We start from the raw sequence: 23,506 nt of genomic DNA on the forward strand, positions 1-23,506 counted from the left end.
AAAGCGTTCTTTGCATCCGCACCGGTGTAAGGCGCACCGACACAGTATACCTCGAACCTGCGTTCTGCCTAGTGACGGGGGTGAGACTCGAAGAGGCTCGCGTACCGGACCAGCTCGCCCCAGGTAAGGGAGATGCGGCCGTGAGGGAGCGCGGTGTCCTCGGAGACGGATGGGTTTACGCCGTAGTTGGCGACAAGCCGCCGCAGGTTTCCCCTGCTCTGCCCCACGAGGTCGGAGACCCTCCCCTGGGGAGCGCCGAACGTGACCCGGCTTCCTGCCGGGATCCCCTCGAGGAGCGCGGACATGCGGTCGAAGCAGAGCTCGGACTCGACCAGCTGTCCGAAGGCCGGATGGTAGGGTCCGGCCAGCACCACCCCGGGGGAGTCGAGCTCGGAGGTGGGCTGCAGTCCGAAGCGGATCACCGGAACACCGGCCTCCCCGGCGGCAACCAGCATCTCCTTGCACAGGGACACCGCCTGCGGCAGGGAGAGGGGATGATAGCTTCCCTCACGGTAGCGCCGCGCCAGCTCGGTCCCCTCGATGACCAGGGTGGGGTAGATGCGCAGAAATGCTGGTTTGAGGGCGAGCGCACGCCGCAACGAGACCAGCGAGCGCTGCGGCGTGTCGCCGGGAAGTCCCGGCATGAGCTGGAGCCCCACCTCGATCCCGGCCCTCTTGAGGACGGCCACCGACAGCTCCACCTCGCAGGGACCGTGGCCGCGCCCGGAGAGAAGGAGCACCTCCGGGTCCAGCGACTGCACGCCCAGTTCGACCGTGGCGACCCCATGCTCCTTCAGAAAGGCCGCGGTGTCCGGATCGACGGCATCGGGGCGCGTGGAGAGCCGCACCGATCGCACGATTCCCGCGGCCAGCAGCGGCTGCAGGGGAAGAAGCAGCCCCTCCTGGTCCCGGCGGGGGAGCGCGGTGAAGGTGCCGCCGTAAAAGGCGACTTCCAGCTGCCGCGCCGGCGCCCCCAGCCGGTACTCCTCGATGCGGCGCAGCAGGTGCCCGGGGGTGGGAAGTCCCGCCGCGGCGCCGGCCACGCGCTCCTGGTCGCAGAAGACGCAGCGGTGCGGGCACCCCTGATGGGAAATGAAAAAGGGGACCAATAGCGGTCTCAACGCTCACCCTTGAGGACCAGGTTGGCGGCGCGGGCCGCGTCCTGCTCGGCCTCCTTCTTGGTCCGCCCCACCCCCTCCCCCATCAGTTCTTCACCCAGGTAGATCTCCACGGTGAAGCGGCGGTCGTGGTCGGGGCCGGTGGCCTCTTTCAGCTGGTAGCGCGGCATCTCCCGCCGCAGGGTTCTCGCCAGCTCCTGCAGTTCGGTCTTGGCGTCCCGCCCGGAGAGCCGTTGCGGGGAATCCAGCAGGGGTTCGAACAGCTCGTGCACCACGCGCCGCGCGGGGTCGATGCCGCCGTCCAGGTACAGCGCGGCGAGCAGGGCCTCGAAGGCGTCCGCCAGAAGAGATCGCTTCTGCCGCCCTCCCCCTTTCTCCTCGCCCCGCCCAAGGCGCAGCGACGCCCCCAGCTCCAGTTCGGCAGCGATGCGCCCAAGGCTCACCTCGTCCACCAGCGCGGCCCGGATCTTGGTCAGTTCCCCCTCGCGGCTCTCCGGGAAACGCCGCAGCAAAAGGTCGGAAAGCAGGAAATCGAGCACCGCGTCGCCGAAGAACTCCAGGCGCTGGTTGTCCTTCCCCCCCGCCTCGTTGACGTAGGTGCGATGGGTCAACGCCTCATCCAGGAGCTCGCGGTTGACGAAACGGTACTTGATGCGCGCCTCGAGCCCCGCCAGGGGTTTCTCCTGCATCTCATTCATAATAAAAGCCCGTGCCTTTTCTTAATTTGAGCCAAATATAGACAAAGGGGCGCGGCATGGCAATAGGGTTCTCCGCGGCAGCGCATTGGCGGCTTAAGTGACGCCGCCGGGCGGTGCCCCGCGAAGCGGCGCCAGCCGCGGCCAGGGGCTGTGCCACGCGGCTTCGCGGGGGCATTTAAATCTTGCATAATAATCGCCCCTCCCATATAATTCAGTGATTTTATAGAGGATCATGAGACCGGAGACATGGGCTTTTTCATTACATTTGAAGGCGTTGAGGGGTGCGGCAAAACGACCCAGCTGAGGCTCCTGAAGGAGCGCCTGGAGACGGCCGGAGAGACGGTGGTCGCCACCCGCGAACCCGGCGGATGCCCGATAGCGGACCAGATGCGCGCCATCCTGCTGGACGCGAAGAACAGCGCCATCACCCCCCTGTCGGAGCTGCTGCTCTACGCGGCGGCGCGTGCCCAGCACGTCCAGGAGGTGATCGTCCCGGCGCTTGAGCGGGGCGAGACGGTACTGTGCGACAGGTTCACCGACGCCACCGTCGCCTACCAGGGGCACGGCAGGGAGCTCGACCTCGATGTGATCCGCCAGCTGAACGCGCTGGCCACCGGCGGGGTGCAGCCAGACCTCACCGTGCTCATCGACTGCCCGGTCCAGACAGGACTGTCCCGCGCCCTGTCCCGCATCGAGGCGACCAGCGGCGCCCGCGAGGAGCGCTTCGAGTTGGAATCGGTGCGTTTCCACGAGCGGGTGCGCGAGGGGTACCTGGCGCTCGCGCGCGCCTACCCGGAGCGCTTCATCGTGGTGGACGGTTCCGGCGACGTGGCACGGACCGAGGTGCTGGTCACGGCGGCGCTCATGGGCCGGCTTCCGGCGGGTGCGCGCTAGATGCCCTTCTCCGAAGTCATCGGGCAGGAGCGGGCCATCTCGGTGCTGAAGCGCTCCATCGCGCTGGAGCGGGTGGCGCACGCCTACCTTTTCTCCGGCATCGAGGGGTGCGGCAAGAAAAAGACCGCCCTGGCCATGGTGCAGGCGGTTTTCTGCGGCAACGAAGAGGCCTGCGGCGTCTGTTCCTCCTGCCGCAAGATCGCGAGCGGCCAGCACCCGGACCTGCACATCCTGGAGCCCGACGGCGCCTTCATAAAGATCGACCAGGTACGGGAGCTGCAGAAGGAGCTCTCCTATCGCCCGTTCGAGGCGCCCAAGAAGGCGTGCATCATAGATGGCGCGGAGAAGCTGAACCTCGCCTCAGGCAACGCCCTGTTGAAGACCCTGGAGGAGCCTCCTGGCAACGCGCTGATGATCCTGGTCACCGCCGAGCGCTCCGCCGTGCTGCAGACCATCCTCTCCCGCTGCCAGACGCTGGAGTTCCAGCCGTTGCCGGCGGAGCTGATCGAGGGGCGGCTGGTGCGGGACCAGTTCCCGGCCGAGGCGGCGCGGGTGGCGGCGTCGCTTTCCGGCGGCAGCCTGAGCCGCGCTCTGGAGATCGCGGGAGACGGCGTCCTCGAGGGGCGGGTGAGCTTTCTGGAGCGGGTGCTCAGCCTGAACCTGAAGAATATCAACGCCCTCTTCGCCACGGCGGAGGAACTCGCCGCGGACAAGGAAGGGCTGCCGGGATTTCTGGAGCTGCTCCTCTCCTTTCTCCGGGACGTGCTCATCTACCCATCCACCCCTGACGCGCTGGCCAACCTGGACCTGACCCACCTGGTGGCCAGGGAAGCCGGACACTGCACGGAATCGACGAGCATCGAATTGATCGAGCAACTGGTCTCACTGCGCCGGCTGCTCGTTCGCAATGTGAACGCGAGGCTCGCCTTGGAGGTCTTCTTCATGCGCCTGGCGGCGCGGTAAGAGAGCCATAACGCCCGGGCGCCAAGGCTCGGCGAGGAGCAAGCTGCATCCATCCCGTTTGCGTCTTCGCGGCGTTGCGTATCCGCGTTAGAAGCTTTTCTCGTAGCACCTGGTACACGAACCACAGGTTGACCAAGACCTGTTTCCCTTTTGGAGGCATTTTGGCAAAGATTGTAAGGATTCAATTCAACACCGCGGGCAAACTCTACGACTTCACCGCCGGCAGGGTCACCGTCAAACCGGGGGACCGGGTCATCGTGGAGACCGAGCGCGGCAAGAGCATAGGACAGGTCGTGGCTGGCCCGATCGAGGTGGACGACGCGCTGGTCCCGGAGGGGACCAAGCCGGTGCAGCGTCTGGCCGAACTGGCCGACCTGGCGACGCTGGCCGCCAACACCGCCAAGGAGAAGGAGGCCCACAAGTTCTGCCTGGCCCGCATCAAAGAGCGGAACATGGACATGAAGCTCGTCAAGGTCGAATACCTCTTCGACGGCTCCAAGGCGATCTTCTACTTCACCGCGGACGGCCGGGTGGACTTCCGGGAACTGGTCAAGGACCTGGCCCACGCCTTCCACACCAGGATCGAGATGCGCCAGATCGGGGTCAGGGACGAGTCGAAGATGGTCGGCGGCATCGGCATCTGCGGCCGCGAGCTCTGCTGCTCCTCATACCTGCGCGAGTTCGAGCCGGTCTCGGTGAAGATGGCCAAGGAGCAGAACCTGGCGCTCAACCCGAGCAAGATCTCCGGCCAGTGCGGCAGGCTCCTTTGCTGCCTCTCCTACGAGTTCGACACGTACTGCGGCCTGCGCAAGGGGCTTCCCAAGTGTGGCAAGAGGGTGCAGTGCGGCTGCCACGACGGAGAGGTGGTCAAGGTCAACGTGCTGGAACAGACCGTCACGCTGAAGACGGCGGACGACTCGCTGGTCACCCTGAAGGGGGAGGACATCGCCCCCGAGAACATCAGCGACCGCGTGAAGAAGCCGCCGCAGGGCAAAGGTGAACAGCAGGGGGGCGACAAGGGGAAATCCCAGGGACCCGGCAAGCAGCGCCGCAACAGGCCCGTCGACGTCAAGGAAAGAAAAAAGGAGAAACCACAATGAAACCCGCTTTTTACGTCACCACCCCCATCTACTACGTAAATGACGTCCCGCACATAGGGCACGCGTACACCACCCTGGCTGCGGACGTGCTGGCCCGCTACAAGCGGCTCAAGGGTTTCGACGTATTCTTCCTCACCGGTACCGACGAGCACGGGCAGAAGGTCGAGAAGGCCGCCACCGCCGCCGGCGAGACGCCGCTCGAGCTCGCCGACCGCGTCATGAAGCGTTTCCAGTCGCTCTGGGAGAAGCTGGAGATCTCCAACACCGATTTCATCCGCACCACGCAGGAGCGGCACAAGAAGGGGGTCTCCGTCCTCTTCGAGCGGGTCATGGAGAAGGGTGACATCTATCTCGGCGAGTACGAGGACTGGTACTGCACCCCGTGCGAGACCTTCTGGACCGAGACCCAGCTGATCGACTTCAAGTGCCCGGACTGCAACCGCCCCACCGAGAAGCTCAAGGAGGAATCCTACTTCTTCAGGATGAGCAAATACCAGGATCAGCTTCTGGCGCACATCGAGGCGAATCCCGACTTCATCCAGCCCAAAAGCCGCCGCAACGAGATCATCTCCTTCGTGAAGGAAGGGCTGCGTGACCTCTCCGTGTCCCGCACCACCTTCCAGTGGGGCATCCCGGTGCCGGGCAACGACAAGCACGTGGTGTACGTCTGGTTCGACGCGCTCACCAACTACATCACCGCGCTCGGCTACCCGGAGGAGGGGGGCGACTTCGGCACATACTGGCCCTGCGACGTACATCTGATCGGCAAGGACATCCTTAGGTTCCACACCGTCTACTGGCCCACCTTCCTGATGGCGGCCGGTCTTCCCATCCCGAAGAAGGTCTTCGCCCACGGCTGGTGGACCGTCGAGGGGCAGAAGATGAGCAAGAGCCTGCAGAACGTGGTCGAGCCGAACATGCTGGTCGACAAGTACGGCGTGGACGCGGTGCGCTACTTCCTCCTGCGCGAGGTCCCCTTCGGCCTCGACGGCGACTTCTCGCACCAGGCGCTCATCCACCGCATCAACTCGGACCTGGCCAACGACCTGGGCAACCTGTTGAACCGCTCCACCGCCATGCTCGGCAAGTACTTCGGCGGCGTGTTGCAGGCGCCTGGGGCGGAGTCCGAGGTGGATACCGCGCTGCGCGAGAAGACCACGGCCATGATCGGCCAGGTGGATGGATTCATCGAGGACCTCGCCTTCAGCCGCGCGCTGCAGGCGATATGGGAAGTCATCTCCGCGGGGAACAAGTACATCGACGAGACCGCCCCGTGGGCGCTGGCCAAGGATCCCGAGCAGCGCGAGCGTCTCTCCACCGTGATGTACTACATGCTGGAAAGCCAGAGGGTGGTCTACACGCTGCTCTCCGCCTTCATGCCGAAGACCGCGCAGAAGGGTCTCTGCTGCCTGGGGTGGCCCGAGGAAGCCAGCGAGGAAGGGCTCACCTGGGGCGGCCTGAAGCCGGGCACCGCCATCGCCAAGGCCGAAGCGCTCTTCCCGAGGATCGAGGAGAAAGGGGAGTAAACCTCCTCACGCTCACGCTCACGCAAAGACGCAAAGACGCAAAGCAAGGTAAGGCAAAACGTTTAACAGGGATGAAAGGGATGAAGAGGATATAAACCAAGATCTGGTTTTATCCCTTCTATCCCCTTCATCCCTGTTTGTTTGTGAAGTTGGTTCTTTCTTTGCGCCTTTGCGGCTTTGCGTGAGGCGCCTTAGTTGTTCACCGGCAGCGGCAGCGGCCTCAGCTCGCCGGGTGCGAACATGAAGAAGAAACGCAGGATGCAGTACTTGTAGAACTCGGAGAAGAGGAGCTTGAAGCTCCCGGAATGGCTCCACCACTCTTCCTTGAGATTGCTGGAGTCGACCGGGTGCGGGTAGATGGCCACGTCCTTGGGGAGCGCGTTCCTGAACAGGATGGTGGAGCGCTTCATGTGGTAGCGCGAGGTGATCAGCTTGATGGAGCCGACCTTGTACTTCATGATGAGGTCACGGGCATAGATGGCGTTCTCCAGGGTGTTGCGGGAATTCTGCTCCAGGTAGACGTTCCCCGCCCCCTCACCCTGGTAGAGCTCGCGCTTTTTCACCGCGGGGTCCACGCCGATCAGGAACAGCTTCTTCCCCTGCCCGGCGCGGTACAGCCGCACCCCTTCCTCCACCCGGCCTCGCCCTCCGGTCAACACCACGATGGCGTCACTCTTCACGTCGCGCGGCGTCAGGGAGAAGGTCTTGTACACGAAGTCCACGAACAGAACGCTTAGTACAATCAGTATCAACAACAAGAGGGAGAACAACCCCTTCAATAAAGCCATGATTTAGCACCTAAAAAAACGAGATTCCCGCCACTTTTTGCTTGCAACGGCGACGAGTTTCTGCTACTAATTACGACTTCAGTAATCACCGGAGGGTACAAAGAAATGTCCAGAATATGCGAGATTTGCGGTAAAGGCCCTAGCTTCGGGAATAACGTTAGCCACGCCAACAACAAGACCAGCAAAATTTGGCGCCCGAACCTGCAGAAGATCAAGGCCGTGAAAAACGGTACCGTCAGGAGCATCAAGGTCTGCACCCGCTGCATCCGCTCCGGTCACGTCACCAAGGCTCTCTAAGAAGATCTTCCGCACAGTCCCTAAAGCCGCGGCGCAATGAGCGCCTGCGGCTTTATTTTTGCCCGTCCCTTCCCTTAACGGCAAAGAGCGGTGACCTCTATCTCCACCAGGACGCCGCGCGGCAGCCCTTTCACCTCGACGGTGCTTCGGGCAGGCGGGTTCTCCTGGAAGTAGCCGCCGTAGATGCCGTTCACCGTTGCGAAATCCCCCATGTTGGCCAGGTAGATGGTGGTCTTGACCACGTCCTGGAAGCCCAGCCCGGCTGCAGCCAGAAGGGCGCCGATGTTCTTCATGACCTGCTCGGTCTCCGCCACGACGCCCCCCTGCACGACCTCGCCGGTGGCCGGGTCGAGCGCGATGGCGCCGGAGAGAAAGAGAAAGCCCCCGGCTTTCACGCCCTGTGAATAGGGGCCGATCGCCTTGGGTGCCTGGTCGGTGCTGATGATTTCCTTCATGCCTTCCTCCTTCTTCTTGCTTTTTTCGACTGACACGAACTCCCGCTCTCCCTGTGGGAGAAAGCCGGGTGAGGGGATCGCCCCTACGCACCATCCTGCCACTTCGCAGCGCCCTCACCCCTGCCCCTCTCCCGGAGGGCGAGGGGATAAGGCGGACTAGCTCTTCAGGCGCTCCACCTTGATGACGCCCTTCACCTTCATGATGGCGGCGAACACCTTCTTCAGGTGGTCGAGGTCGGTCACGTCCACCTCGAAGAGGTTCTCACCCCGCTTGTCCAAGGTGCTCTGGATGGAGGCGCTGGAGATGTTGGCCTCGCAGTTGGTGATGGCGGTGGCGATGTTGGCGAGGATCCCCTTCTCGTCGTTGCACACGACGCGGATCTTGACCGGCAGCGCGCTCTTTTTCCCCTTGTTCCAGGCCACCTCGATGCGCCGCTCCGGCTCCAGCGCCATGGCGAAGGGGCAGTCGGCGGTGTGCACGGTGACGCCGCGCCCGCGGGTGATGAAGCCGGTGATCTCGTCGCCGGGAAGGGGATTGCAGCACTTGCCGAAGCGCACCAGTACGTCCTCGACGCCGTTGATCTCGATGGCGGAGGAGGATTTTCCCTTGAGCGCACCGATCACCTTGCCGATGCGGGTTTCCTTCTGTTCCTTGGCCGCCTCTATCTTGTCGGCCGGAACCAGCTTGCCGACCACCTGGTTCGCGGAGAGCTTCCCGTAGCCGACCGAGGCCATCAGGTCGTCCTCGGTCTGGAAGCCGAACTCCTGGGCCACCTTCTTCAGCTCGCCCGTCTTTTGCAGCTTGCCGAAGTTCAAGGAGTAGCGGCGGAAATCCTTTTCGCAGATCTCGCGCCCGAGGGTGATGCTCCTCATCCGCTCCTCGGTCTTCACCCAGGCCCTGATCTTGTTGCGCGCCCGCGAGCTCTTGACGATCTTCAGCCAGTCCTTGCTCGGGGTGTGGTGCGGCGATGTGATCACCTCGACGATGTCGCCGGTCTTCAGCTCGTACTTCAGAGGGACCAGCTTGCCGTTCACCTTGGCGCCTACGCAGCGGTGGCCGACGTCGGTGTGCACCGAGTAGGCGAAGTCGATGGGGGTGGACCCTTTCGGGAACCCCTTCACGTCCCCCTTCGGGGTGAAGATGAAGACGTCCTCCGGGAAGAGCTCGACCTTCACCGTGTCCATGAACTCCTTGGAGTCGTCGAGCTCCTGCTGCCACTCGAGAAGCTGCCGGATCCAGGTGAAGCGGCGCACCTCCTTCTCGTCGTACCCCTTACCTTCCTTGTACTTCCAGTGCGCCGCGATGCCGCTCTCGGCCACGCGGTGCATCTCGGCGGTGCGTATCTGCACCTCCATCCTCTCGCCGTAGGGGCCGATGACCGTCGTGTGCAGCGACTGGTACATGTTCCCCTTGGGCATGGCGATGTAGTCCTTGAAGCGCCCCGGAATCGGCTTCCAGGTGGAATGGATGATCCCCAGCACCTCGTAGCACTCGCGGATGTCGTCCACCGAGACCCGGATCGCGATCAGGTCGTAGATCTCGTCGATGTCGACGTTGCGGCTCTGCATCTTCTTGTAGATGGAGTAGAGGTGCTTGGAGCGGCCGGAGACGTCCCCCTTGATACCGTGCTCCTCGAGCTGCTTCTTGATGATGTCCTTGACCGTGGCGACGTAGGACTCGCGCTCCTGTTTCTTCTTGGCGACCTTGCCCGCCAAGTCGTAGTAGAGCTGCGGCTCCAGGTAGCGGAAGGAAAGGTCCTCCAGCTCCCCCTTAACCCAGGAGATACCGAGCCGGTTGGCGATGGGGGCGTAGATGTCCAGCGTCTCCTTGGCGATGGTGCGCTGCTTGGGCTCGGGCTGGTACTGCAGGGTGCGCATGTTGTGCAGGCGGTCGGCGAGCTTGACCAGGATGACCCGGATGTCGGTCGCCATGGCGAGGAGCATCTTGCGGAAGTTCTCGGCCTGGCTCTCCTCCTTGGTCTTGAAGTGGATCTTGCCGATCTTGGTGACGCCGTCCACCAGGCGCGCCACCTCGGCGCCAAAGAGCGACTCCAGCTCCTCGTGGGTGGTCAGGGTGTCCTCGACGGTGTCGTGCAAAAGGCCGGTCACCACGGCGGGGAGGTCCAGTTTCAGGTCCGCCAGGATCCCCGCCACCTCCATCGGGTGGATCAGGTAGGGCTCTCCCGAGAGCCGGGTCTGCCCCTGGTGTACCTTGGCGCAGAAGACGTAGGCCTTGCGTAAAAGGTCAAGGTCCGCACCCGGGTTGTAGGAGGAGACCTTGTCGAGTATGTCGTTGAGTCGTATCATCGCGCCCGTTTTATCTGGAAAAAGAAGGGGCTAACAGCACCGGGGCAGATGCCCCGTCAGCCGATAGCCCCAGCCGGTTTGAAAAAAAGGGAGACCGCTCACGCGCCTCCCTTTCGATCTGTTAACGACCTTTCTTGCCGATCTCGCAGCCGATCTTGCCGGCGGCGATTTCCCTGAGGGAGACGACCACGTTCTTGTTCGCTGCCCTGTTGTCGATGAGCGGCTTGGCGCCCTTGAACAGCTGCTTCACCCTCTTGGAGGCGAGCATGACCAGGAGGAAGCGGTTGTCCACCTTCTCGAGGCAATCTTCTACGGTAACCCTTGCCATAAGTGAAATCCCCTTTGTGATGTTAAACGTCTAAATCGTGAAGATCCTGGAAAGCCCCTGCAGCAGGCGACTGGTGCGGCACTGCTCGGCGATGAGCACGCTTTTCAGCTGGTCCAGGGCCTCGGAAAACTTGTCGTTGACGATGATGTAATCGTACCAGCGCGCTTCCTTGATCTCGCCGGAGGCGTTGTGGATGCGGCGCTCGATGACTTCCTGCGAGTCGGAGGAGCGGTTGTCCAGGCGGCGCCTGAGCTCCTCGATGCTGGGCGGGAGTACGAAGATGTAGACCCCTCCTTCGAAACGCCCTTTCAGCTGCCGCGCACCCTGGCAGTCGATATCAAGGATAAGGTCGATCCCCTCGGCACGGGATTCCTTGAGGGTGGCGAGCGACGTGCCGTAGAAGTTGCCGTGCACCTCGGCCCACTCGGCGAATTCCCCGTCCTCGACCATCCGGTCGAACTCGTCCTTACCCACAAAAAAATAATCACGCCCGTGCACCTCTCCGTTCCGGGGAGGGCGCGTCGTGTAGCTGACAGAATGCCGCAAGTTAGGAAAGATGTCAATTATTTCCTTACAGAGCGAGGTCTTGCCTGCCCCAGAAGGGGCCGAAATCACGTACAATACGCCTTCACGTTTCATAGATCACCCGTTGCCGTTGTCGGGATCCGCTACAAAACAGAGGCGGCGGACCCCCAAACTGTAAAGTTCCCCTACTCTATGTTCTGCACCTGCTCGCGGATCTTCTCCAGCTCCGCCTTCAGCTCCACCACCAGGGCCGCCATCTGGGCATCGTTACCCTTGGAGCCGATGGTGTTCACTTCGCGGTTGATCTCCTGGAGCAGGAAGTCGAGCTTTCTCCCCACCGGCTCGCTTTTGGCCAGGGTCTCGTCGAACTGGCGCAGGTGGCTTTCCAGGCGCACCAGTTCCTCGGTGACGTCGCACTTGTCGGCCATGACCGCGACCTCCTGGACCAGGCGCTCCTCGGGAAGGGAGGCCTCGCCCAAAAGCTGCGCGATCCTCTCCTTCAGGCGCTGGCCGTACTCGGCAACCACCTGCGGGGCGCGCGCGGCGACCTTCCCGATCAGCTGCGCCAAGGTCTCGCGGCGTCTCTGGAAGTCGGCGTAGAGCGACTCCCCCTCGAAAAGGCGCATCTCGTCCACCCGGCGCAGGGCTTCCTCCAGCGCGGACATCAGTTCCTGCGGCATCTCCTCGAGGGTCGCCTCGGCCTCGGCCGCCACGGTGACCACGTCACGCTGCGACGCCACCAGCGCCAGATCGACCTCGCCGGAGAGCCCCAGCGCCTCGCCAATGGTCTGGAAGGCCTTCAGGTAGCCGCGGGCCAGCGGCAGGTTGGCCGTCGGCACCCCGAGGGCGACCGCGTTCTCCACCTGGATGAAGACGTCGATCTTGCCGCGGACGAGCCTCTCGCCCACCCGCTTCTTGATCTCGTTCTCGAACTGCAGCAGCACGCGGGGGAGCTTGACGGTGATCTCGCCGTAACGGTGGTTCACGCAGCGCACCTCGACGACGAAGCGCCCCGCCTCGTGGACGGCCTCCCCCTTGCCATAGCCGGTCATGCTTTTTATCATGCCATCTCCTTCTGCGCTCCCCGCGCCGGCCGCTGTGACCGCGCCCCGGGAACATCGTATATGTTGGTTATCCCCGCGCCTTGGCTAGCGGGATTGCCAAAGCTTCTGCTCCCAGCGCCAGGCATCGGCCACGATGGTGTGCAGGTCGTTGTGGGCCGGCGTCCAGTTAAGGAGGGTGCGGACCTTGTCGGCCACCGCAATCAGGCTGTCCGGGTCGCCCGGACGGCGCGGCGCCTCGTTCACCCTGAAATCCACGCCGCTTACGTCTTTCACCACCTTGATCACTTCGCGGACACTGCTCCCCTTGCCGTACCCCACGTTGATGACGTCGGAAGCGCCGCCCGCTTTCAGGTAGGCAAGCGCCGCCAGGTGCGCCGAAGCGAGGTCCTCGATATGGATGTAGTCGCGGATGCCGGTGCCGTCGGGGGTGTCGTAATCGGTTCCGAAGATGGATACACCGTCGCGGGCGCCAAGGGCGGCCTGGCAGGCGACCTTGATCAGGTGGGTCGCCTCGGGGGTTCTCTGCCCCATGCGCGCCTGCGGGTCGGCGCCGGCCACGTTGAAGTAGCGAAGCGCCACGTAGGAGAAGCCGTGGGCGAAGGCGGCGTCCCTGAGCATCCACTCGCTCATAAGCTTTGAGGTGCCGTAGGGATTTATGGGGGCGGTGCGGCTCTGCTCCGAGGCGCGCCCCCCCTCGGGGATGCCGTAGACCGCCGCGGTGCTGGAGAAGATGAAGCGCTCGACGCCGTGATCGACGCAGGCCTGCACGAGGTTCAGCGTGTTCCTGGTGTTGTTGGTGTAGTACTTGAGCGGCAGCTGCACCGACTCCGGGGCGATGATGGCGGCCGCGAAATGCAGGACGGACTTCGCCCCGGTCTCCTTCAGCACCTCCCGGATCCTCCCCTGGTCGGAGAGGTCTCCGACGATGAGACGCTCCCCGTGCACCAGCGCGTCGGCCGAACCGGTGGAGAGGTTGTCGAACACCACCACCTCGTGCCCCGCCTCGGAAAGCTGTCGAACCACGTGACTCCCTATGTAACCGGCGCCACCCGTAACCAGTATCACACTCATAGCAGCAACCTCCATGACAAAGATAATGAAAGAGGGTCTAGCCATTGGACTAAACCCTCGATACGCGGCAACGAACCTGGCCTGATTGTCATAACTCCGCCCGGTTGTCGGCCATCACGCAGCACCGATCCTCATGCGAGTGATCGCAACAGTTATAGCACCTACCCCACCCCAGCGCAACGCCTAAATCGATGGATTCACAGAGCGCGACGCGGCAGGGGGGCATGAAACTGGACCAGGAACTGCCAAAGAAAGACCTTTTTCGCGATCCGGCTCAGTCGTTGTCCGTGAGCCCGGCACAGAAAAAGGGGGCCAAAGCCCCCCCTGACAGTGGCGTTAGGAGTCAGCGCTCGGAGCGCGATCCCGGTTCCTCCAGCCGATGCACCTTCATGAGATTGGTGGTGCCGGGGCTCGACAGCGGGCTCCCCATGGTGATCACCACGAGATCCCCCTTCTCGAGCCACGCCGTTTCGAGCACCGCCGCCTCCACCGAGATGATCTGCGACTCGGTGTCACCCTCGATGTCGACCCGCAACGCGTGCACCCCTGCGTAGAGGGCAAGCCGGCGGCGCACCTGCTGCGAGGGCGTCACCGCGAGGATGGGCTGGGCCGGGCGGTACTTGGAGACCAGCGCGGCGGTGCTGCCGGTCTGGGTGAAGGCGAGGATGGCCGAGGCCTTGACGCTTTCGGCGGCCCGGCAGGCCGCCATGCCGATGACCTCGGAGATATTGGGGAGGCTCCCCTGACCGTTGGGCGTCTTGCAGCACTGGGCCATGAGCTGGGGATCGTTCTCGATGTCGCGCGCGACCTGCACCATCATGGAAACCGCTTCCACCGGGTACTTGCCCGAGGCGGTCTCCGCGGAGAGCATGATGGCGTCGGTGCCGTCCAGGATGGCGTTGGCGACGTCCGAGGTCTCGGCGCGGGTCGGGCGCGGGTTGTTCACCATGCTCTCCAGCATCTGGGTCGCGGTGATCACGGGCTTGCCGGCGTCGTTGCAGCTGCGGATGATGCGCTTTTGAATCAGGGGCACCTTCTCGGGGTTCAGTTCAACGCCCAGATCGCCGCGGGCGACCATGATCCCGTCCGAGACCCGCAGGATGGCGGCGAAATTGAGCACCGCCTCGGGCTTCTCGATCTTGGCGATGATGCGCAGCGGGGAACCCGCCTGGTCGATGATATCCCTGAGCTCGACGACATCGGACGCCTCCCGCACGAAGGAAAGGGCGACGTAGTCGAGCTGCTGTTCCATGCAGAACCGCAGATCCTCCTTGTCCTTCTCCGTGAGCGCGGGTGCGGAAACCTTCGCGCCGGGAAGGTTGATCCCCTTGCGGTCCTTCAAGAGCCCCCCGGTCACCACCTGGCAGCGCACGTCGTCACCCGCCACGCCGAGCACCTTCAACTCCATGAGGCCGTCGTCGAGGAGGATCCGGTCCTGCGGCTTCACGTCGCGCGGCAGCCCCTGGTAGATGGTCGGGATCAGGTTCTGCTCCCCCAGCACCTCCCGGGTGGTGACCACGACCTCGCTGCCGGTCACGAGCTCCATGGAGCCTCCCGCCATGAGGCCGGTCCGGATCTTGGGTCCCTGGAGATCTCCGAGGATGGCCACCGCGTGCTCGCGTTCGTGTGACAGCTTGCGGATGCGGCTGATGGCCGCAGCCTTGGAGTCATAATCGCCGTGGGAGAAGTTGAGGCGGAAGACATCGACGCCGGCGTGGATCAGGGCGTCCAGCATCTGCTCGGAGTCGGAGGCGGGGCCGACGGTGGCTACGATCTTGGTGCGACGGAACATGGGTTCTCCTGGTCGAGCCGGACCGCCGCGGGGGACGGTTCGCCGGGAACCGTCACGGCCGGGGCTTTCCGGTTCGTGAAAGGGGGATGTACTGCTTGAGGAACGACCCTAAATAATTACCCGAAATCGGGGCGGGGCGCAATGCGTATCGGCAGGTTTTCGCTGGCGGTTTTCCCGGTCACCCGTTTTGCAGCTGGGACCAGCGGAAGCAGTCGACGGTATGGTCGTTGACCATCCCCACCGCCTGCATCAGGGCATAGCAGATGGTGCTCCCCACGAAGCGGAACCCGCGCCGTTTGAGGTCGCGGCTTAACCGGTCCGAGACGTCACTGCGGGGGGGGATCTCGGAAAGGGTGCGCCAGGCGTTTTGCACGGGGGCGCCGTCCACGAAGCGCCACAGGTAGGCGTCGAAGGAGCCGAACTCCTGCTGCACGCCCAGAAAGGCGCGCGCGTTGTCCACCGTCGAACCTATCTTCAGCCGGTTGCGGACGATGGAGGGGTCGGCCATGAGCCGGGCCAGGTCGGCTTCCGAGAAGCGGGCCACGACCTCCGGATCGAAGCAGGCGAAAGCGCGGCGGTACCCCTCGCGCTTTCTAAGGATGGTGATCCAGGAGAGCCCCGCCTGCGCCCCCTCCAGGGTCAGGAACTCGAAGAGGAGCCGGTCGTCGTGCACCGGCACTCCCCATTCGAGGTCATGGTAGGCGCAGTAAAGGGGATCGTTTCCGGCCCAGCCGCAACGGTTCACGCTAGTCGCGGCCGTGGCGGTCCCGGTCATATCCCCTCTCCTCGCCGCGTTGTTCGTGTTCGGCGCGCTTGTGCTCCTTGCGCTGCTCCTTCTCGTAGCGCTTGTCTTCTTTTCTTTGCTCCTTTTCGAAGCGCTTCTCTTCCTTTCTTTGCTCCTTTTCGAAGCGCTTCTCTTCCTTTCTTTGCTCCTTGGAATACCTCTTCTCGTCCTTTTGCTGCTCGTGGCGCGCCTTCCAGTAGCCGCGGTCGCTGCGGTGTTTCCCCTGGTAGTGCGCCCGGTCGCGCTGGTAAACGGCGTACTCGTGGGCACGGTACTCCCGGATACGCTCGATGCGGTAGCGGCGCAGCGGCGAGGGGAGCTCGCGGTACCCGACCGGGACCCAGCGGCCGCGGTTGTCAGGAGAGCGGTACCAGCGCCCGTCACGGAAGCTGAAGTAGACGTTGTTGATGTAGAAGAGGTCATAAGGGACCCCCACCGCCACGTAGAACCCCAGCGGCTGCGGGTAGATGAACTGAACGTCCTCTTCGGGCTCATCGTAATAGGGCTCCGGCTGGTACACCGGGACCGGGGCGGGCGCCACCACGACCGGACGGGGGGCGGGGGCCGGGGCCACCACCACGGGACGCGGTTCGTTGCCGAGATGGATGTTGACGTCAACGCCGACGTTCCCCGCTTGCGCCTGGGAGAGCATAAGCGGCAGGGCGACGGCCTGCAGCACGAGGGTACGCGCTATCTGTTGCATCGTTTTCATGGGTGTTCCTCCTTGGGCGGTGAGGTCAGCGTGCGACACTCAACGGTTTGGATACATCTTCAGTCGCAAAGAATCGCTTCACATAGCCGGTGAAGTCCTCCGCGGGCATCGGGGGGGCGAAGTAGAACCCCTGCGCCTCGTCGCAGCACCGGTCCACCAGGAAATCGAGTTGCGCCTCGCTCTCGACCCCCTCGGCGATCACCTTGAGTTTCAGGCTGTGCGCCATGGAGATGATGGCCTCGGCAATGGCGGCATCATCGCTGTCGGTGACGAGATCGGCGATGAAGGAGCGATCGATCTTGATGGCATCGATGGGAAAGTGTTTCAGGTAGTTGAGCGAGGAATAACCGGTGCCGAAGTCGTCGATGCTGAGCCGCACCCCCATCCACTTCAACGCCTGCAGCGCGTGGATGTTCTTCTCGGCGCGTTCCATGATGACGCTCTCGGTCAACTCGAGTTCCAGGGAACTTGCGCGGACGCCGGTCTCCTCCACGATGCGGGCGACGGTCTGCAGGAAGTCGTGCTGCCGGAACTGCCGCCCCGAGATGTTGACGGCGACCCTGAGTCCCGGGCAGAGCAGGTCCCACTCCACCGCGTGCAGGCACGCCTCCCGCAGCACCAGCTCCCCCAGATCGAAGATGAAGCCGCAGGACTCGGCGATGGGGATGAACTCATCGGGCCCCACCACGCCGAACTCGGCGCTGTGCCAGCGCAAAAGCGCCTCCGCCCCGGTCAGCCGCAGGTTTTTCAGGTCCCACTGGGGCTGGAAGTACAGGTAGAATTCCCCCCGGGCCACGCCCTGGCGCATCCCGTTTTCCAGCGCCACCCGGCGCATGTTCACCTGGTTCATCTCCTGGGAGAAGAACTGGTAGCCCGCCTTCCCCTCGCTCTTGGCCTGGTACAGCGCCTGGTCCGCGCTGCGCAGCAGGCTCTCCACGTCCTCACCGTCTCCCGGGTACATGGCGATGCCGATGCTGGTGCTGCCGTAAAGTTCCTCCCCGTCGATGAGGAAGGGCTCGCAGAAGAGGGCCTGCAGCCTCGCGGCGGTGGCAGCCACCCCCTCCTCCCCCGGCACCGCGTTGATCAAGATGACGAACTCGTCCCCCCCTAGCCGGGCCAGGGTATTGGACTCGCACACGGAGTTCGCGAGCCTCGCCGCCACCTCCTGCAGGAACTTGTCCCCCACCTCGTGTCCCCGGGAGCTGTTCAGATCCTTGAAGTTGTCCAGGTCGAGAAAGAGCAGGGCCAGCTCGCGGCGCTCGCGCAGGGCGAGGGCGAGGGCCTGGTGCAGGCGGTCCATGAGGAGGGCCCGGTTGGGGAGCTTCGTGACGCTGTCGTAGTAGGCGAGGGTTTCCAGCTGCTTCTCGCACAGCTTGCGCTGGGTCATGTCCTCGCAGGCGGTCAACATGCCCAGGTAGTCGCCGGCGGCGTTCCTGATCGGCTTGGAGGTGAGCTGGACCGGGAAGATCTGGCCGTCCTTGCGCACGTTCAGGCACTCGCGCTTCCAAAGGCCCGCGCTCCGGTAGTCGATGCTTCGCCCCCCCCCATTCCCCTGGGGCGCCAGGATGCGCGCCGGCCTGCCGAGCAGTTCTTCGGACGCGTAGCCATGCATCTCCGCCTCCGCCTGGTTCACGTAGACGATCTTGCCTTCCTTGTCGCTGATGGTGATCCCCGCGCCGATGGGAAGACAGTCGATGGCTTCCTTCAGCATCGCAAGGCGCTCCTCGTCCTGCGGCAGCCGGTTCAACAACTGCACGGAGTGGAAGCCCGGTTGCGAACCCGGTGGTGGGCCGTTAGCCGCATCGTGCATGAGGGTCTCTCCTGCCGGAGGCCCGCTGCGGCCCCGGCATGCATATAGTGTGTGATGAGGCGATGGGGAGAGGAGGAAACCGCCCCCCGGCCGCGCCTGCGGAAGGGCACAGGTTTAAAAACCACCATTAGAAACGCGCAAAAAAAAACGGGTTGCCGGTATCTTAGCTCGACCTGCGCTAGATATTTCGGCAACCCGGCTGTCTCGGGGAGACCCTTGGGCTTTCCGTCCCACCCTCGCGGATGGTTTAGTATTATCGTTTATCTATTTTCCGGTGCTGTCCGTTGTGACGCGCTTCGAGCCGGGCCCGCTCCTCCTCCCGAAGGTCTCGGCAGGCGTAACGCCCGTGCCATCGCGTAAACGGTTTAACCAGATGGGGAGGGAAATGTCAAATGAAATTAGTCTTACCACTCGGCCGCGACGGGGCGGGCGCCGGGCCGGCAAGGGTGTCAGCTGGCGGCATTTCGCTGCCGGACCGGGATGGTGACCGTCACCTCTGTCCCCTTGCCGACCGTGGAACGGACGTCTATGTCGCCTCCGTGACGCTTCACGATGCCGTAGCAGACGGTGAGCCCGAGGCCGGGCCCCCTCCCTGCGGGTTTGGTTGTGAAGAAGGGATCGAAGATCTTGGCCAGGTTCTGGGGAGGGATGCCGCAGCCGTTGTCGCGGATCACCACCGAGACCTGCAGCGGTTCGCCATACTTCTTCACCAGCGCCGTGCAAAGGTCGATGCTGCCGCCATCGGGGAGGGCGCTCTTCGCGTTTTGCAGCAGGTTCACGTAGACCTCCAGGAGCTTGACGAAATCCCCCTCGATCTGGGGCACCTCCGGGTCCAGGTCCAGCTGCACGGTGATCTTCTGCTCAGCGAATGGCCCCGACATGATCTCCAGGGTGTCCCTGAGCACCTCGTTGATGTCCATCATGCTGAAGTTGCAGCGCACCTGGGTGGTGAAGCGGACCAGGTCCTCGACGATCTTCTGGCAGCGCACCGCTGCGCTCTCGATGCTCTCGAGGACGTCGATCCCCTCCATGAGCTCCGGGTCGATGGGATGGTGCAGGGCGTTGCTGCGCAACATCTGGATGGCGCCCAGTATCCCCGCCAGGGGGTTGTTGAGCTCATGCGCGGCGCCGGCGATGACCTCTCCCAGGGTCGCCATCTTTTCCGACTGGATCAGCTTGGTCTGGGCCTCCTTCAGGTGCCGGGTCTTCTCCTCGACCATCTTCTCCAGGCGGGTGTTCAACTCCCTGCGCTGTTCCTCGACCTGCTTGCGCTCGGTGATGTCGCGGATGATGACCTGGATGGCCTGCTGCCCCTGGAACACGATCCCGGTGGCCACCGCCTCCACGTCGATGACGGTCCCGTCTTTTTGCACCATGCGCGATTCGCGCAGCGGCGAAGGCTCCCCGGTGTCGTTAATGTGCTGGATCCTCTCGACGACCATGGCGTGGTAGTCCGGATGCACGAAGGAGAAGATGGAGTGGCCGATGAGCTCCTCGGGGCTCTCCACCCCCAGGAGGTTGCATGCCTCCCTGTTGGCGCATACGTAGCGCCCCTCGTGCTGCACCAGGATCGCCTCGGGCGCATTCTCGAAGAGCTTTCTGTAACGGTCCTCGCTCTGCGTCAGTTCCGCTTCCATCTTCTTGCGCTCGGTGATGTCGCGGAATATCCCCCTGGTGCTGATCGCACGCCCGCTACTGGTGTTGCAGTTTATGCTCCCTTCGAGGATGATGCTGCGCCCGTCCTTGGCGACGAACTCCACCTCCACCCGCGGGATCCTGGCGCCGCTTTTCAGCTCATCGAACATCGTGGCGCAGTGGTTCTGGCAGCAGGGCTTGATCACGTCGAAGATGTTCATTGAGGCCACGTCCTCGTCCGAATACCCCAAGGTCCTCTTCCAGGCGTTGTTCACATAGATGAAGTTCCCCTTGGCGTCCACGCTCTGGATCAGGTCGTTGGCGTTCTCAAGGATGTCGCGGTAGCGCTCCTCGCTCTCCTTGAGCTCCTCCTCGGCCCGCTTTCTGTCGGTGATGTCCAAAAAGCTCTCGATCAGGTGGTCGCGCCCGTGCAGGTTCACCCGCGCCACCGTTTTCACGATGGTGATGGTGTCGCCGTTGGCCTTCAACAGCTGCCGCTCGGCGTTGTCGATGCGCTGCCCCTGGTCGGTGATGGGACAGTGACCGGTCTCCTCGGGGCAGATGAAGCAGTGGCAGACCGAGCCGACCATCCCCTCCCTGTCGGTGCCGATCATCTCGACCGCCTTGGGGTTGGCGTCTACGATGGCATGGGTTTCGGCGTCGATGATGACGATGCCGACCTGGACGGTATCGAATACCGCGGCCAGCCGCTTGCGGCTCTCCTCGAGCTCACCGGCGACATGGCTGAAATCGAAGCAGGCGCGGGAGGGGGAGGCATTCTCAGCATTGAAGATGTTCGGCATGGGCTACTCCTGGAAACATTCGCGTTCTTGCTGGGGACCGGCTCTTGCGGTCAGTGCCCCTCGGCCAGCTCCTTCAGGATCTTCCTGGCGTCCCGGTTCCCTTGGGCGGCCGCACGGCGGAACCATACCTCCGCCTTGTCCTGATCGGGTGCCGGTACCGCGAGCCCCTGCAGGTACATCATGCCGAGGTCGTACTGGGCGCTGTCGAAACCTGCGTCAGCCGCTTTCTGCAGCAGCCCGAAGGCCTTCTTGAAATCCTGGGGCACCACCTCCCCCCGTATGTAAGCAAAGGCGAGGTTCCACTGCCCCGGCGCGTACCCCTGGCTCGCCGACTTCTCGTACCAGGTGAGCCCCTGCTGTTTGTCCAGGGGGACCCCCACGCCGGAGGAGAGCATCACCCCGAGCTTCATCTGCGCCTCGGGGTTGCCCTGCTCGGCCAGATTCTTTATGGTCTTCAGATCGGTGCCGTCATACCCGTACCCCCGGGCGGCTATGGCGGCGACCACCATGAACATTACCAACACCACCTGCCTTAGTTTCATACCCCCACCTCTCGGTCAAATTGAAACCTCATATATGCACATTACCTGCCAACCACGCCGGTCGCGCCGCGGCGACGCTCCGGGAGGGGGACCGGCCGGGGGAGCATCCGGCGGACGGCGGACGGCACCGGAGCCTCGGCACGCATCCTGCTAGTGTGAATACCGCCGGTGGCGCATAGGCCGGCGGGAAATGAGCGGATGCGGACGGCTCACGGGATGTGGCAGCACCAGGTCGTCGATAAGACACGGGAAAATGGTTATTTGCCCGATGCTCCGTCCGCCGCCGCCGTAGCCGCCGACGAAGGAGAGCGTCCCCTCCTTGTCCCACACCGGCACGAACTACTGTTGGAAAAGCCCCACTTTCATGCGTGAAATCACACAGTGATGAGAAAAATGTGGTGTGGGGCCGCAAAACCGGAGATTCCGGCACGATCCAGCGGCACAACTGGGGCAAAAGTCGCAAAAGTGGGTGATTTGCCCCACTACCCCTGGTAAGGGTTCCGGTCCGGCACGTGAAAACGCCCGCCGGTGGCCGGCCGCGGTGGTGTAATATTCAAAAAAAACAATACACAAATTATTAAATCAATGATAAAGTTCAGCCGCCTGCTGACCGGCATGGGGCGCCGCCGCCACGACACGGCCGACACCGGTCTCAGCCCATCGAGAATCTGCGGACTCTCCCGCAGCAGGTCCAGGAAGGAACGTTCACCATGAGCAAAAACAGGATCTTGGTCGTCGACGACGAAAAGCTGATCTCCTGGTCACTCGCCGCCAGCCTCAAAAAGGACGGTTACGAGGTGGACACGGCGGCTTCCGGTGCGGAGGCCGTGCAGAAGTTCGAGAGCTTCAAGCCGGACCTGGTCATGCTGGACATCTGCCTTCCCGACACCAGCGGGCTCGAGCTTTTGAAGCGCTTCAAGGCGACCAACGAGGACCTCTACGTCATCATGATCACCGCCTACGCCAACGCGGACTCCGCCGTGCAGGCGCTCCAGGACGGCGCCGAGGACTACTTCGGCAAGCCCTTCAACCTCGAGGCGGTCAAGCACGTAGTCGAGCGGGCCTTCGAGAAGCGGCGGCTCAAGAAAGAGGTCGACTACTTCAGAAACGAGCTGCGCAGGAAAAGCGACCACGAGAAGATGGTGGGCAACAGCCCCAAGATGATCGAGGTCTTCAAGATGATCAAGATCTGCGCCGACGCCGACGCGAAGACGGTGCTGATCACCGGCGAGAGCGGGACCGGCAAGGAGCTGGTTGCCAAGGCGATCCACTACCACAGCGCGCGGGCCGACGCCCCCTTCATCGAGGTCAACTGCGCCTCCATCCCGGAGAACCTGCTGGAAAACGAGCTTTTCGGCCACGAAAAGGGCGCCTACACCGATGCCTCGCGGCGCCAGAAGGGTGTCTTCGAGCTGGCCGAGGGGGGATCGGTGTTCCTGGACGAGATCGGGGACATGCCGTACCAGATGCAGGCCAAGATCCTGAAGGCCACCGAGACCAAGCGCTTCCGCAGGCTGGGGGGCCAGGAGGATGTGGAAGCCAACGTGAGGATCATCACTGCGACCCACCAGGACCTCCCGAGGATGGTCAAGGAGGGGAAGTTCCGCGGCGACCTCTTTTTCAGGCTCAACGTGATGAACATCTGCCTCCCGAAGCTTAGAGAGCGCAAGGAGGACATCGAGTCGCTGGTGCAGTACTTCATCGAGACCCTCAACGAGGAGTACGGCAGAAGCATCACCCACGCCGCGCCGGAAACCCTCGAGTACCTGACCAGGTACGACTGGCCCGGCAACGTCCGCGAGTTGCGCAACTGCATCGAGCGCCTGATGATGCTGGAACAGGGGAAGGTCCTGACGCCGGAATTCCTGAACCCGGAGATCAAGCAGAGCCGGGTCCCCGCGGCGGATCCCGACTCCGCCGGGGTGATCAGCGCCGACTTCGCCGGGGAGCACATCGTGCTTCCCTCCACCGGCATCTCGCTGGAGGAGCTGGAAAAGATGCTCATCCAGCTCGCCTTGAAGAAATCCGGCGGCAACCAGTCCAAGGCGGCCAAGTTCCTGAAGACGAGCAGGGACACCCTGCGTTACCGGATGAAGAAGTTCGGCCTCTCCGACTCGGGGAAGGAGGGTGAAGGCGAGGCGTTCGAGGCGCCGGTAGCGGGAAATAGTGCGCCCCACCCATCCGGTGAAAGCCTGCGCTGGGTCTGAACTGACCCGGGCGGCAAACGCCCCCTCGCGGGCACCCGCAGCAAGGTCCCGGTAACGGTAAAAAAAACGGCCCGGAGGTATGTTCCC

At 63.4% G+C, this 23,506-nt stretch carries 21 protein-coding genes and 1 riboswitch; of the genes, 6 read left to right on the forward strand and 15 right to left on the reverse strand.

The annotated features are described in order from the left end of the window. Window positions 1–68 precede the first annotated feature (68 nt). Together KP001_RS10920 and rnc are read right to left on the reverse strand one after the other, a co-directional pair. Window positions 69–1,121 carry an elongator complex protein 3 gene (locus KP001_RS10920; protein WP_217285679.1) on the reverse strand — a complete coding sequence of 351 codons (1,053 nt, stop codon included), beginning with the start codon at window positions 1,119–1,121 and terminating at the stop codon, window positions 69–71. Beyond that, window positions 1,118–1,816: a ribonuclease III gene (gene rnc / locus KP001_RS10925; protein WP_217285680.1), complete on the reverse strand. Its 699-nt coding sequence runs from the start codon at window positions 1,814–1,816 to the stop codon at window positions 1,118–1,120. Before rnc ends, KP001_RS10920 begins: the two co-directional genes overlap by 4 nt. Window positions 1,817–2,062: 246 nt before the next feature. On the opposite strand from rnc, the gene tmk reads away from it, so the two are divergent. The 4 genes from tmk (at window position 2,063) to metG (ending at window position 6,299) form a co-directional block, all read left to right on the forward strand. Then, window positions 2,063–2,710 (forward strand): dTMP kinase, encoded by a 648-nt coding sequence (gene tmk / locus KP001_RS10930; RefSeq protein ID WP_217285681.1) that lies wholly within the window; start codon window positions 2,063–2,065, stop codon window positions 2,708–2,710. Beyond that, window positions 2,711–3,673: a DNA polymerase III subunit delta' gene (holB, locus tag KP001_RS10935; protein WP_217285682.1), complete on the forward strand. Its 963-nt coding sequence runs from the start codon at window positions 2,711–2,713 to the stop codon at window positions 3,671–3,673. 161 nt (window positions 3,674–3,834) lie between these two features. Continuing rightward, entirely contained in the window at window positions 3,835–4,773 is a 939-nt protein-coding gene (locus tag KP001_RS10940; protein WP_217285683.1) for a PSP1 domain-containing protein, read from the forward strand. After that, a complete protein-coding gene (metG, locus tag KP001_RS10945; protein WP_217285684.1) occupies window positions 4,770–6,299 on the forward strand; it encodes a methionine--tRNA ligase in 1,530 nt (509 codons plus the stop codon). The genes KP001_RS10940 and metG overlap by 4 nt, the downstream gene beginning before the upstream one ends. 191 nt (window positions 6,300–6,490) lie before the next feature. On the opposite strand, the gene KP001_RS10950 is transcribed toward metG, so the two are convergent. Further along, complete coding sequence (locus KP001_RS10950) at window positions 6,491–7,087, reverse strand: YdcF family protein (protein ID WP_217285685.1); 597 nt, start codon at window positions 7,085–7,087, stop codon at window positions 6,491–6,493. A 105-nt stretch (window positions 7,088–7,192) separates the two neighbouring features. Here KP001_RS10950 and rpmB point away from each other — a divergent pair, with 105 nt between their 5' ends. Then, window positions 7,193–7,384 carry a 50S ribosomal protein L28 gene (gene rpmB / locus KP001_RS10955; RefSeq protein WP_012531640.1) on the forward strand — a complete coding sequence of 64 codons (192 nt, stop codon included), beginning with the start codon at window positions 7,193–7,195 and terminating at the stop codon, window positions 7,382–7,384. Window positions 7,385–7,458: 74 nt separating this feature from the next. Here rpmB and KP001_RS10960 read toward each other — a convergent pair whose 3' ends face one another. From KP001_RS10960 to KP001_RS11015, 12 genes are all read right to left on the reverse strand, one after another. After that, complete coding sequence (locus tag KP001_RS10960; protein ID WP_217285686.1) at window positions 7,459–7,839, reverse strand: RidA family protein; 381 nt, start codon at window positions 7,837–7,839, stop codon at window positions 7,459–7,461. A 156-nt stretch (window positions 7,840–7,995) separates the two neighbouring features. After that, window positions 7,996–10,146: a RelA/SpoT family protein gene (locus KP001_RS10965; protein ID WP_217285687.1), complete on the reverse strand. Its 2,151-nt coding sequence runs from the start codon at window positions 10,144–10,146 to the stop codon at window positions 7,996–7,998. A 121-nt stretch (window positions 10,147–10,267) separates the two neighbouring features. Further along, window positions 10,268–10,474 (reverse strand): DNA-directed RNA polymerase subunit omega, encoded by a 207-nt coding sequence (rpoZ, locus tag KP001_RS10970; protein WP_015721519.1) that lies wholly within the window; start codon window positions 10,472–10,474, stop codon window positions 10,268–10,270. Window positions 10,475–10,504: 30 nt separating this feature from the next. Further along, window positions 10,505–11,113: a guanylate kinase gene (gene gmk / locus KP001_RS10975; RefSeq protein ID WP_217285688.1), complete on the reverse strand. Its 609-nt coding sequence runs from the start codon at window positions 11,111–11,113 to the stop codon at window positions 10,505–10,507. 71 nt (window positions 11,114–11,184) lie between these two features. Then, the gene (locus KP001_RS10980; protein ID WP_217285689.1) at window positions 11,185–12,063 is read right to left on the reverse strand and encodes a YicC/YloC family endoribonuclease; all 879 of its coding nucleotides are present in this window, start codon (window positions 12,061–12,063) and stop codon (window positions 11,185–11,187) included. A gap of 84 nt (window positions 12,064–12,147) precedes the next feature. After that, window positions 12,148–13,134: a UDP-glucose 4-epimerase GalE gene (gene galE, locus KP001_RS10985; protein ID WP_217285690.1), complete on the reverse strand. Its 987-nt coding sequence runs from the start codon at window positions 13,132–13,134 to the stop codon at window positions 12,148–12,150. A 343-nt stretch (window positions 13,135–13,477) separates the two neighbouring features. After that, window positions 13,478–14,926: a pyruvate kinase gene (pyk, locus tag KP001_RS10990; RefSeq protein ID WP_217285691.1), complete on the reverse strand. Its 1,449-nt coding sequence runs from the start codon at window positions 14,924–14,926 to the stop codon at window positions 13,478–13,480. A 178-nt stretch (window positions 14,927–15,104) separates the two neighbouring features. Continuing rightward, window positions 15,105–15,701: a DNA-3-methyladenine glycosylase I gene (locus KP001_RS10995; RefSeq protein WP_217285692.1), complete on the reverse strand. Its 597-nt coding sequence runs from the start codon at window positions 15,699–15,701 to the stop codon at window positions 15,105–15,107. After that, on the reverse strand, window positions 15,673–16,422 hold the full coding sequence (locus KP001_RS11000; protein ID WP_217285693.1) for a hypothetical protein: 750 nt from the start codon (window positions 16,420–16,422) through the stop codon (window positions 15,673–15,675). The genes KP001_RS10995 and KP001_RS11000 overlap by 29 nt, the downstream gene beginning before the upstream one ends. A gap of 25 nt (window positions 16,423–16,447) precedes the next feature. After that, complete coding sequence (locus KP001_RS11005; RefSeq protein ID WP_217285694.1) at window positions 16,448–18,232, reverse strand: sensor domain-containing protein; 1,785 nt, start codon at window positions 18,230–18,232, stop codon at window positions 16,448–16,450. Window positions 18,233–18,418: 186 nt separating this feature from the next. Then, window positions 18,419–18,494, reverse strand: a riboswitch (cyclic di-GMP riboswitch). A gap of 187 nt (window positions 18,495–18,681) precedes the next feature. After that, on the reverse strand, window positions 18,682–20,670 hold the full coding sequence (locus KP001_RS11010; RefSeq protein WP_217285695.1) for a PAS domain-containing protein: 1,989 nt from the start codon (window positions 20,668–20,670) through the stop codon (window positions 18,682–18,684). 50 nt (window positions 20,671–20,720) lie between these two features. Beyond that, complete coding sequence (locus KP001_RS11015) at window positions 20,721–21,212, reverse strand: tetratricopeptide repeat protein (protein ID WP_217285696.1); 492 nt, start codon at window positions 21,210–21,212, stop codon at window positions 20,721–20,723. Between the two features lie 710 nt (window positions 21,213–21,922). On the opposite strand from KP001_RS11015, the gene KP001_RS11020 reads away from it, so the two are divergent. Then, window positions 21,923–23,419 carry a sigma-54-dependent transcriptional regulator gene (locus KP001_RS11020; RefSeq protein WP_217285697.1) on the forward strand — a complete coding sequence of 499 codons (1,497 nt, stop codon included), beginning with the start codon at window positions 21,923–21,925 and terminating at the stop codon, window positions 23,417–23,419. Window positions 23,420–23,506 lie beyond the last annotated feature (87 nt).

Origin of the sequence: Geomonas subterranea (genome assembly GCF_019063845.1) — a bacterium.
Lineage (GTDB): Bacteria > Desulfobacterota > Desulfuromonadia > Geobacterales > Geobacteraceae > Geomonas > Geomonas subterranea.